General features: G+C 47.0%; 11 protein-coding genes. All 11 read left to right on the forward strand.

The genetic code is table 11. The features are described 5' to 3' along the window. Positions 1–38: 38 nt before the first annotated feature. The 11 genes from MKZ12_RS01085 (at position 39) to MKZ12_RS01135 (ending at position 12,000) form a co-directional block, all read left to right on the forward strand. On the forward strand, positions 39–743 hold the full coding sequence (locus MKZ12_RS01085) for a PspA/IM30 family protein (protein WP_339258287.1): 705 nt from the start codon (positions 39–41) through the stop codon (positions 741–743). A 36-nt stretch (positions 744–779) separates the two neighbouring features. Then, complete coding sequence (locus tag MKZ12_RS01090; protein ID WP_339239055.1) at positions 780–1,811, forward strand: TFIIB-type zinc ribbon-containing protein; 1,032 nt, start codon at positions 780–782, stop codon at positions 1,809–1,811. Next, positions 1,808–2,611, forward strand: coding sequence for a TPM domain-containing protein (locus MKZ12_RS01095; RefSeq protein WP_339258289.1), 804 nt, complete (start codon positions 1,808–1,810; stop codon positions 2,609–2,611). The genes MKZ12_RS01090 and MKZ12_RS01095 overlap by 4 nt, the downstream gene beginning before the upstream one ends. 78 nt (positions 2,612–2,689) lie before the next feature. Next, positions 2,690–3,730 carry an SPFH domain-containing protein gene (locus MKZ12_RS01100; RefSeq protein ID WP_339258291.1) on the forward strand — a complete coding sequence of 347 codons (1,041 nt, stop codon included), beginning with the start codon at positions 2,690–2,692 and terminating at the stop codon, positions 3,728–3,730. Positions 3,731–3,980: 250 nt separating this feature from the next. Further along, the gene (locus MKZ12_RS01105) at positions 3,981–4,208 is read left to right on the forward strand and encodes a DUF896 domain-containing protein (RefSeq protein WP_339242865.1); all 228 of its coding nucleotides are present in this window, start codon (positions 3,981–3,983) and stop codon (positions 4,206–4,208) included. Between the two features lie 148 nt (positions 4,209–4,356). Then, the gene (locus MKZ12_RS01110) at positions 4,357–5,313 is read left to right on the forward strand and encodes a ring-cleaving dioxygenase (protein ID WP_339239059.1); all 957 of its coding nucleotides are present in this window, start codon (positions 4,357–4,359) and stop codon (positions 5,311–5,313) included. A 40-nt stretch (positions 5,314–5,353) separates the two neighbouring features. Next, positions 5,354–6,442, forward strand: coding sequence for a low temperature requirement protein A (locus tag MKZ12_RS01115; protein WP_339258292.1), 1,089 nt, complete (start codon positions 5,354–5,356; stop codon positions 6,440–6,442). Positions 6,443–6,668: 226 nt separating this feature from the next. After that, positions 6,669–9,452, forward strand: a complete 2,784-nt coding sequence (locus MKZ12_RS01120; RefSeq protein WP_339258293.1) for a glycoside hydrolase family 3 C-terminal domain-containing protein — start codon at positions 6,669–6,671, stop codon at positions 9,450–9,452. 187 nt (positions 9,453–9,639) lie between these two features. Further along, positions 9,640–9,831 carry a hypothetical protein gene (locus MKZ12_RS01125; RefSeq protein ID WP_339239064.1) on the forward strand — a complete coding sequence of 64 codons (192 nt, stop codon included), beginning with the start codon at positions 9,640–9,642 and terminating at the stop codon, positions 9,829–9,831. Between the two features lie 226 nt (positions 9,832–10,057). Further along, positions 10,058–11,098 (forward strand): sialidase family protein, encoded by a 1,041-nt coding sequence (locus MKZ12_RS01130; protein ID WP_339258295.1) that lies wholly within the window; start codon positions 10,058–10,060, stop codon positions 11,096–11,098. A 173-nt stretch (positions 11,099–11,271) separates the two neighbouring features. Further along, complete coding sequence (locus MKZ12_RS01135; RefSeq protein ID WP_339258297.1) at positions 11,272–12,000, forward strand: copper homeostasis protein CutC; 729 nt, start codon at positions 11,272–11,274, stop codon at positions 11,998–12,000. The last annotated feature ends 61 nt before the right edge of the window (positions 12,001–12,061 follow it).

The following is a 12,061-nucleotide window of genomic DNA, read 5'->3' on the forward strand; positions in this document are numbered from 1 at the left end:
ATAGTATACATATGAACTTTTCGGAGGAGGAACACGTAATGGGAATCTTATCGAGGTTTAGAGACGTGATGAAAGCGAATGTGAACCACATGCTGTCTCGGGCAGAAGACCCGGAGAAGAGCGTGAATGAGTATATGCGCAACCTGAGCAGTGATCTGGGGCAGGTGAAGGCCGAGACGACGGCGGTGTTGTCGGATGAGAGCCGGGCGAAGCGAGCACTGGATGAGTGCAGCGCCGAGGTCAAGAAGTTACAGCGGTACGCAGAGAAATCGGCGGAGTCCGGAGACGAAGACAAGGCACGTAATTTTCTGGAGAAGAAAGTGAAGCTGGCTGACAAATTAAACGAATTACAGGCTGCCTATGAACGTGCTTCCGCCAAAGCCAAGATGATGAAGCATATGAACGATAAGCTGGTTGCCGATCTGGGGCAACTGGAAGCGCGGCATGCCGAACTGAAAGGACGCATGGCAGATGCGAAGGCGCAGCAACAGACCAATGAACGGAATGCATCTGCGGGCAAGGCTGATGCCGCATTGAAGGCCATGGAAGACAAGGCCAACCAGGCATTGAACGAAGCAGAAGCGTTGGCAGAACTGCGTGCTGGAGCACAGGAAGATGATCTGGACGAATTAATCGCCCAGCTTGAGAGGGACATGAACGCAGATGCAGGTAATAATGAACATGCTTCGCCAAGTGCGGATGAAGAACTCGCAGCGATTCAGGAGAAGCTGAAGAATAAATAATACGTTACACCATTTCGTTAACATTGAGGTGAGCAGATGCCGGTTATTGAATATAAATGTCCAAACTGCGGCAGTGGTATGATCTTTGACAGTGTGTCAGGTGCACTATCCTGTCCCAGCTGCGGCCGCCAGGACAACATAGAGCAGATCCCCGATCCATTGAAGAGACAGGTATTCACCGAAGATGAGGTCAAGGAATACCACTGTAACAGCTGCGGAGCTGACATTGTGACAGAGCCGGAGACGAGTGCGACAACATGCAGTTTCTGCGGTGCAGCGGTTGTACTCAGTGATCGGCTGACGGGCAATCTTGCCCCCGCGATGGTGATTCCCTTTTCGATCAACAAGGATCAAGCCAAACAGGCTTTCAAAAAGTGGTGCAAAAACGGCTTGTTAACGCCAACTGGCTTCATGTCCGCCGATCGAATTCAGAGCATTACCGGCATGTACGTACCGTTCTGGTTGTATGAGTTACATAACAAGATCGAAGTGCATGGCCGTGGCACCAAGGTCAGATCCTACACCCAGGGCGACTACCATTACACGGAAACACAGCATTTCGATATATATCGCAGAATTCGGCTGAATTACGTGAATCTGCCCATCGATGCATCGGAGAAAATGAAGGATGAACTGATGGATAAGCTGGAGCCTTTTCCATATAATCAGCTGAAATCGTTCAAGACCCCGTATCTGGCGGGGTATATTGCGGAAAAGTATAGCTATACGGACGAGGAACTTTTTCCACGGGCCAAGGATAAGACGAGATCTTACATTGATTCTTATATTGCCTCAACCGTATCTGGTTATAGCAGCGTGAGCTATACAGATAAACAGATTGATACCACGCTCAAACATGCGGACTATGTGCTGCTCCCGGTGTGGATGGTCAACTATGACTACAATCGGGCACAGTATACCTTTGCCATGAATGGACAGACAGGTAAAGTGGTCGGTAAACCGCCGATCAGCAAAGCCAAAGTCGCTGGATGGTTCGCAGGAGTATCTGCCGTCTCGTTGCTGTCACTGAAGCTGGTTTCCTGGATGATGGGAGGTGGATTCTTATGAGAAAAAGAACCCCTCTGGTTGTCGTGATGGCTACACTCATTTTACTAATGGTAACGCTTGTCGCTCCGTTGGTTCCCATGTCATCTGCATCCGCAGCGGAGAGCAAAAATCTCATCTACGATGAGGCCAACCTGCTAAGTGAACAGGATAAGGTTGAGCTGAATGCACTTGCGAATCAGTATGGCGCGGAACGGCAGACGGACTTTGTTATATATACCTCCAATAACGAGGAGCATAAAAGTGAAATACTGCTTACCGAGGATTTTTATGACGATCAAGGATTTGGTTACGATAAAAAGCATGGAAACGCAGTTATTCTTACAATAGACATGTACAATCGGAAGATGTATCTGGCTGGTTTTTACAAAGGGGAAGAGTATATCGACAATGGTAGAGCCGATAAAATTACGGCCAAAATTGCCCCAGATGTATCGGACGGAAATTATAGATTGGCTTTTGAAAAATATTTGGAGCTCTCCTACGAATATATGGATCTTAAACCCGGGGTCAATCCGGATAATATCCTCTTCAATACGTGGTTTCAACTTGCTGTATCCGTGGCAATCGGAGGAATTGTAGTTGGTGTAATGACCTATCGTTCTGGTGGGCGAGTCACAGTCAATCGTGCAACGTATGAGGATTCCAGTAATTCCAGTGTAATTGATCGTCAGGATCGGTACATTCGTACAACAGTCACCAAACGCAAGATTGAGAAAAACAATAACAACGGTGGCGGTGGAGGGGGCGGAGGCACAACCCGGGGTGGTCATTCCCATAGCGGTAGCAGCCGATCTTTCTAGCATCACGGACATTCGCAATAACTTAATGCAGGCATGTTGGGTACACAATGCTTTCTAATAGAAGGGATGGGAACAAGTATGGGATTTTTCAGAAATCAGTTTTCGAATGTGGTGGAATGGGAAGAGTTTAGAGATGACATGATATTTTGGAAGTGGAGCAACCGGGAGATCAAGAAGGGGAGTAAACTTATCATCCGTTCTGGTCAGGACGCCATTTTCCTGAATAACGGTAAAGTGGAAGGGATTTTTGAGGACGAAGGATCATTTAATATCGATTCCGAGATCATTCCGTTTCTTTCTACCTTAAAAGGGTTCAAGTTCGGATTCAACAGCGGCATGCGAGTCGAAGTATTGTTTGTAAATACCAAAGAGTTTACCGTGCGCTGGGGCACGCAAAGTCCGGTATTAATTCCGACACCACAACTCCCGGGTGGAATGCCGATTCGGGCCAATGGTACGTTTAACTTCAAAGTGAGTGACTATGTGACCTTGATCGATAAGATTGCAGGCATCAAGCAGAGTTATCTGGTGGAGGATGTCAAAATCCGAATTACTTCCGTGCTGGATCAGCTTCTAATGAAGTGGATTAGCCGTGAAGGGAAGGATATGTTTAACCTGCAGGCCAATGCATCGGATATTGCCAAAGGGATTCAGGAAGATCTGGATATGCAGATGATGGACATCGGCATTGGGATTACCGGATTCCAGGTAATGAGCTTCAATTATCCAAAAGAGATTCAGGATATGATTACGAAGACCGCTTCCCATGAGATGATTGGTAATCTGCAAAAGTATCAGCAGGTCAGCATGACAGACGGTATCTCATCCGGTAAAGTACAGGGCGGCGGCGCGGCCTCGGATATGGCAGGCATGATGATGGGCATGAACATGGCCAATGAAATGATGAAGAACATGAACCAGAACCAAAACCAAAACAACAACAATGCCAATTCGTCTCAGAATCAGAACGCGGACCAGAAGCCAGCGGGCAATAGCAACGGTGATGCAGGTAACTCTCCATCTACAGAGGGCAACAAGAAGCCTAACTTCTGTCCGAACTGTGGAGCCAAAAATGAAGGAGCCAATTTCTGTCCAAACTGTGGTCAAAAGCTGGGTTAATAAAATAAACACAGGTAGGGGTTAGGTTCGCAGGAAGTGAAATTACTGCGGAGCTAGCCCTTTTTTTTTTGGATGCATAGTTATTACAACAGGGTGATGAGCGGCAAGCCAATTCATTTATTGTAGTTTAGATAAAACAGTTGACAACTAATCACAAATCATATATCTTTAAATTAAGATATTTAATTTGAATATAAAACCCAACACAAACAAATATCTTTAATCCATTACATGAGGAGAGATCAAGATGATGATCCCAACATTGACCAGAATTAATGAACTTGCAAGAAAAGCCAAAGAGGGCGGATTGACGGAGATGGAGAAAGAGGAACAGGTTAATCTTCGCCAGGAATATCTGCAAACTTTTCGCGGTTCGGTCAACGACATTCTCTTGAATGCAACCATCTATGATCCGAACGGCGATGACGTGACTCCTGATAAATTGAAACAAGAACAGGCCAATCAAAATAACAAATAGAAATCATTCACCAGACCATATATCTTAATTTAAAGATAATACAAACTTACTATAAATGAATCAACGATTTAAACTATCTCATTTATCAAATGATCTCTAACACCTAGCAGATTCCAAACATGCTTACCAAACCAAGGAGGAATTAATCATGACTATTCAAACAGCAGGTATTCACCATATTACAGCTTTCGCAGGGGATCCACAGGCCAACGTTGACTTTTATGCCGGAGTTCTGGGACTGCGTCTCGTGAAAAAAACAATCAATTTCGATGCACCTGATGTATACCACCTATATTTTGGAGACGAACATGGAAGCCCAGGTACCATCATTACCTTCTTCCCATCCGCTGGATCACCACGGGGCAAAATTGGCGGAGGACAGGTCGGTATCACTTCCTATGTCATTCCTCCTGGGTCGATTGGCTTCTGGCAGAACCGGCTGGAACAGTATAACATTGAGGTAACTCAGACAACTCGCTTCAATGAAGAGCTGCTTCAATTCGAAGATAGTGAAGGCCTGCGGCTTGAGCTTGTTGAACGGGAAGAGGGAGCAACCAGCACTTGGGCACACGAAGGAATTCCAACAGATAAAGCCATCAAAGGCTTTGGCGGTGCTGTCCTGTTCAGTGTAAACCCGCAGAGAACGATGGATGCGCTTGAGAAAATTTTGGGATTTGTCAAAGTGGGTGAAAATGAAGAGTATGCCCGTTTCCGGTCGAGTGGAGACATCGGTAATGTTGTGGATGTTCCGGTGACCCGTATACCTCTGGGCATGGGTGGAGCTGGAACGGTGCATCATATTGCATGGCGCGCCACTGATGACGTGGAACATGCACAGTGGAGTGAAGCTGTACGTGATTACGGGTATCAACCGACGCCAGTTCGGGATCGTCAGTACTTTAACGCGATCTACTTCAGAGAAGCTGGCGGTATCCTGTTCGAGATTGCTACCGATCCTCCGGGCTTTGCCAAAGATGAACCTGCGGATTCGCTCGGACAAAAATTGATGCTGCCAGAGTGGTTCGAGAAATACCGCGCTCAAATCGAGGACAATCTGCAACCAATCGTGGTAAGAACACTCGAACCTGCTACAACTGCGAAATAAGAAGAGTTCTATTACTATAAAATCTAAGGAGCAACGAAGGATGATGGAGAAAAAGGTTACATGGCTGGAGCTGTTTTACGATCTGCTCTTCGTAGCTGCGGTCTCCAAGGCGGGTCATGTCTTGTTACATGCCGAACACGGAGTAATTACGTTTGAATACTTAATGAAGTTTGTGCTTATTTTCATCCCTGTTTGGTGGGCATGGGTTGGTCAGACCTTGTTTATTAACCGCTATGGTCAAGACATCCTGATTCATAGAATATTTCTCATCCTTCAACTCCTGTCCGTGATGGTCATGACGGCGAGCCTGTCTACCCATTTTGACCAATACTACCTGTCCTTCTTCGTGGGTTATATCGGTTCACGGGCATTTACGGCCATTCAATATCTGACGGTTCACAAGTCGAAAAGTGAGCATCAACAGCAAGCGGCTCGTTACTTGGGCACCTGTTTCCTCATTGGTATATTGATCTCATCAGGTTCACTATTCTTCGATTCCTGGCTGCGCTACTTAATTTTGTATGCAGGAATTGCAGTGGACATTGTGCTTCCGTTGATCGGACGTAAAAATCTGGTGAAAGTACCGGTTCAGACTCATCATTTGTTGGAACGTTTTGCGTTATTTACACTCATCCTGCTGGGTGAATCGGTGGTAAGCATTATCGCTGTGCTGCAAGCCGACCATTGGGATATGAAATCCATCCTGTTTGCCGCATTTACGTCCATCTTTGTCATTGCGATGTGGTGGCAGTACTTCGACAACGTGGAGAAAAAGGTTAGCAAAGAGATTCAGACTGCCGGTCAAGCGATCATATACGGCCATCTGTTCATCTACATCTCTATGAGTATGATCGCTGCTTCAATTCAGCTGTTATATCAGAACCAGTTAAACTATGTGTTCATGCTAGGGTTTGTGTTTGGATCGGCGCTACTGTATTTCTTGTCGACCTCACTTGTGTTCCATCGTTACAGACACGCACATCTGCGACTGGGTCCACGCCATCTGGCGTTCATGGTAGGGTTACTGGTGGCATTTGTCCTTGTGGATCTGGTCTACCGGGTTCCGGGTTATGTCATCATGGGCGAAGACATGTTATTCTTCCTGGTGTATGCGAAACTTACGACTTGATATAGTGTTCCAAAATGAAGAAAAGTCACGGACAGCAGGTGTCCGTGACTTTTTGTTATGCCGTTCATCGTGGGCAAGCCTTAATAATATAAATTAAGCACAAATCTAGTTTAATTTCTGCGATAGAATCTGTTAATATGAGACTATGTACAAGTGAATCTACCAGATCATATGGAATGGTCCTATTCGTTCGTAGATATGGGGATGACAATCAGGAGGGAAATCATTGAGCACACATCAAATCGGAGTTCCATTGGAAGGGTTTGCAGAGTTTAGTCGTACGGTTGCTGCTGAAGGAGCCGTTTTACTCAAAAATGAAGGGCAAGTGCTTCCACTTCGTGAAAACGAAAACGTTTCAGTTTTTGGACGGATTCAAGTGAATTATTATCGCAGCGGCACGGGTTCAGGCGGTAGTGTCCATGTAGCCTACACAACCAATCTGCTCGATGGTCTGCGCAGCAAAAAGAATATAACGGTGAACGAAGAACTGGCAGCTGTCTATGAGAAGTGGATTGAAGAGAACCCATTTGATGATGGTGGAAAAGTATGGGCGGCCGAGCCATGGAATCAGAAAGAAATGCCTTTGACGGATGAACTGGTTGCACAGGCCAGAAGCAAATCCAGCAAAGCCATTATCGTAATTGGACGTACAGCAGGAGAAGATCAGGATAATGCGGATGCGCCAGGAAGTTACCAACTGACCGAAGATGAGAAAGCGATGTTGAAGCAAGTCACTTCGCAGTTTGAACATACAATCGTAGTGCTGAATGTCTCGAATATCATCGACATGAGCTGGTTAAACGAAACGTATCTACATCCAATCCAAGGCGTAATTTACTCCTGGCATGGCGGTATGGAGGGTGGCAACGCGATTTCTGATGTGCTGGCGGGCGACGTTACACCAAGCGGTAAACTGACAGATACGATTGCATATTCCATCGAAGATTATCCTTCGACAAGCAACTACGGCAATGAGTTCAAGAACCTGTATCAGGAAGATATCTATGTAGGTTATCGTTATTTCGAAACGTTTCGACCTGAGCGTGTTCAGTTTGAATTCGGTTACGGCCTGTCTTATACGACGTTTTTGGCTCAGCATGAAGAAGCGAAATCTGTGTCCAAAGACGGCGAAACCTACATTGAGGTTCGTGTCAATGTGACCAACTCGGGTACAACATATGCGGGCAAAGAGGTTGTACAAGTCTATTATGAAGCCCCGCAAGGCAAACTGGGACAACCGGTGAAGGCTTTGGTTGCTTTTGGCAAGACAGGATTGTTACAGCCGGGTGAGTCAGAAATTCTGACGATCAGCTTCCCGATCCATGACATGGCATCCTACGATGATGCGGGTGTTACAGGTCATGCTTCCGCATACGTTCTGGAAAAAGGCACATATCGACTGCATGTAGGAACCAGTGTGAAACAAGTGCAGCACGTTAGCATCGATGGTCAGGATGGATATGTGATTGAATCCCTTCAATTGGTGGAGCAACAGCAAGAAGCGATGGCCCCAACGGAAGATTTTACACGGATGAAACCAGGTGCGCGCAAGGAAGATGGATCATATGAACTGACTTATGCAGAAGTACCGAAACGTAAGATATCCATGGCGAACCGGATTGAGCAGAATCTCCCGCAAACGCTGGAGCAGACGGGGAACCAGGGCCACAAGCTGAGTGACGTTAAAGCTGGTAAAGTGAGTCTGGAAGCCTTCATTGCTCAACTGAGTGATCAGGATCTGGCAGCGATTGTCCGCGGCGAAGGCATGAGCAGTCCACTCGTTACTTCGGGAACGGCATCTGCATTTGGGGGTGTCAGCGACAGCCTGTTCAACTACGGTATTCCGGTAGCATGTACGGCAGATGGCCCGTCCGGTATTCGTATGGATAGTGGAGAGAAAGCAACCCAGGTATCCATTGGTACGTTGCTTGCGGCGACATGGAACAAGGAGCTTGTTGAAGAGTTGTATGTGATGGAAGGACAGGAACTGCTCAGAAATCAGGTGGATACCCTGCTCGGACCTGGACTGAATATTCGCCGGAGCCCGCTTAATGGCCGGAACTTTGAGTACTTCTCTGAAGATCCACTGATCTCTGGTGTATTTGCCGCAGCGTGTACAAAAGGCATTATGAAGGGTGGCTCCAATGCCACACTGAAACACTTTGCCTGCAACAACCAGGAGAAACACCGCAGTAAAGTGGATGCTGTTGTCTCCGAACGTGCACTGCGTGAAATTTACCTGAAAGGGTTCGAAATCGCTGTAAAAGAAGGCGGAGCGAACTCCATCATGACCTCCTACAACCCGATTAACGGACACTGGGCAGCATCGAACTACGACCTGAATACCACAATTTTGCGCGGCGAGTGGAATTTTGAGGGTATCGTCATGACCGACTGGTGGGCCATTATGAACGATGTGACCGAAGGTGGAGAAGCGGATCGCAAATACACGAACTGGATGATTCGTGCGCAGAATGATCTCTACATGGTTGTACCGAACTACGGCGCAGAGATCAACGGCTGGGACGATAACACGATTGAATCCTTGGAAAATGGAACATTGACTCGCGGAGAACTGCAACGCTCGGCAATCAACATCTGCAGATTCATCATGAATGCACCGGTGTCCGATAGAAAACACGAGATCGTGGAGAACGTAGCTTCGTTCCAAGCGAATGCCTCCCTATCGGCTGCACAGGCCCAGGTTCTGGTTGAGAATGCACAGGTGAAACCTGCGGTAGCTGAACCGGTTTATATGAAAGTGGACGAGCCTGGCCATTATCGGATTATTGTACAGATCATGTCCCCTGAGCCGGAACTGGCTCAAAGTGCATGTAACCTGCTCCTGAATGACCAGTTGGTAACCACCATTCAAACGAATGGTACGGAAGGCAAATGGATCAGACAGAAGCTTGTCAAAGTAGACCTTGAAGCAGGACTGTATGAATTGAAACTGGACTTCACCAAACCAGGTCTCCAGATTGATTGGATCGAATTCAAGCAGGTGTAGAGATAATCAGAAATATCTTGTGATAGCAGCAATCATAAGATTGTTCTTCATCCAAAGCAGAATACGTGGGTACATGACAAAGGACACTGCTCGCGGTGTCCTTTGTTGTAACACGGAATAGCTGCTGTTATGATAGTGTTATGGGATTTTGGAGTTCTGAACAATGGGGTCAGGGGTGTTGCGAAGAATGAGAAATTATAATTTTATGAGTCCGATCCTGTTAGTTGTGGTGGCGCTGATTGTAAGAGGTCTGGTGACTAACCTGGGCGTTCTTTTTGGCTTATCACAAGAAGTGGCAAGTAATATTGCCATGATTGCCATGATCATTGCGGCACTGATTATGTTTAATCGAATGACGAAGGCTCGGCGTAAAAAATAGAAAAGCTCGGATAATCTTAAGTTTATCCGAGACATGAAGACACCCTAAGGGTGTCTTTTTTTTGTATTGACGTTCTGAACCTAACGTTTTAGACTATTGCTAATTGATAATAACATTGTAAATAACAAAAATAACAAAAATAACAAAATGATTCAACGAAGCACTTAAAATACGTTGCACTCTCTATTTGCTAACCCATTCCGGTCCCCCAAAGGAGAATCCATTCATGAATATCATTGCGGACAAACAATTTATCTTTCAGGAAGGTCAGCCTTTTCAGAGCAGTCATGCGTCCACGGTTGCTGTGTTACCAGATGGTGATTTGCTGGTTGCTTGGTTTGCAGGTCAGCATGAGAAGGCGAGTGATGTAGCGATTTGGCTCGCAAGGCAGAGTGGTAACGGAGCGTGGTCTGTTCCATGCAAAGTTGCAGATGAGGAAGGTATAGCTCACTGGAACCCGGTGCTATATGCACAGAATGATTCACTGATGCTCTTTTATAAAGTAGGGCATGAAATTACGGACTGGCATACCCGCTTCATTCAATCAGTAGACGGTGGGTACACGTGGACAGCTTCTCGGGAGCTGGTGCCCGGAGATATTGGTGGCCGTGGGCCGGTTCGGAACAAACCTATTCAGTTGGCGGATGGAACAATGCTGGCTCCTGGATCGATTGAACGATTGGACCCTGAGGTATCAGGCAAGCAGATCTGGGAGTCATTTGTCGATATCTCTACAGATCACGGGGTCACATGGACGAAGAGTGCGCATGTGCCGATGGACCTGTCCACCTATGTTGGGTCTGAGCATTGGTTTGCCAAGGGGCTGATCCAGCCTGCATTATGGTCTTCTGGTGGAGAGCACGTTCACATGCTTCTGCGCAGTACGGAAGGGTTTATTTATCGCAGTGATTCGCTAGATGGTGGACGCACATGGTGCGAAGCTTACGCTACAGAACTACCCAATAACAATAGTGGGATTGATGCCATACGCATGGAGTATGGCTTGCTTGCGCTTGTCTACAATCCAATCCGTGGATACACAACGGAGAGTCCTCGAACCCCGCTGGTGATTACTTTTTCAAGGGACAATGGTCAGACCTGGAGTGATGAATATGTGCTGGAGAATGAACCGGGGGAATACTCGTATCCGGCAATCGTATCCAAGGGGAAGGTTCTATATGTCACCTATACATGGAAAAGGGATCGGATTGCATGTTGGAAGCTGACCGTCACTCATAACGATGAAGAAGGGCCGCAGGAGCGCTGATGATGCACTTTGTCGGTCCTATATGTCATGGAGAGATGCCATGTACCCGTACAATAATGTTCATGAATGGTGGAACGGTCAGATGAGAAAGAGGGCTAACCATTTCCAATGTGCGCATGTCCTACGAATACGTATCATCTCTACATTTTATATGAAAGAAGGGAGTGAACTTTATGAACAGACAGCCTGTATTGGAAGTCATTGCTGTGGATGTGGAAGATGCCAAGGCAGCTGAGGAGGGAGGCGCCGATCGGATTGAGCTGGTGTCTGCGATGTCTGAAGGGGGACTTACCCCCAGTTATGGCGTCATGGCGCATGTGTTGTCCCAGGTATCCATTCCGGTGTATGTCATGATCCGTCCCCATAGCCGCTCGTTCCGCTATAGCGCAGATGACATGCACGCCATGGCCCGCGATGTTCGGGTGGCGAAGGAACTGGGAGCCGCTGGCATCGTAATTGGAGCCCTCACGGGAGAGGGTGAAGTAGATCTCATCAGCTTGCAATCATGTATGGCTGAAGCTGAGGGTTTGGGCGTTACGTTTCATCGTGCAATTGATGTGAGCGCAAGTCTGACTGGGGCGCTCAAGGCCATTAACACATTGGGCAATGTGGAGCGTGTGCTTACATCGGGAGGGAAACGGACAGCACCTGAAGCCATACTGGAGCTGAAACAGCTTCAGAATTTGGGGCAAACCTTGAACATCGCTGTCATGGCAGGGTCGGGAGTTACTTTAGAGGGAATTGAAACGTTAGTGAGTCAGACGGGCATCACGGAGATCCATATGGGATCAGGTGTACGCCGTGAAGGAAGCTTTGACCATCCCGCAGATTCGAAGCTTATCGCTCAAGCCAAGCAGCAGTTATTACAGGCATCACTGCCATTTATGGACAGTAATGCGTAATGCAATCCGTAACGGTCCAAAAAGCAAGGGTGGTCCAGTGACATAGAAATGCACGAAATAA

Source organism: Paenibacillus sp. FSL R5-0713, from assembly GCF_037973325.1.
Classification (GTDB): Bacteria; Bacillota; Bacilli; order Paenibacillales; family Paenibacillaceae; genus Paenibacillus.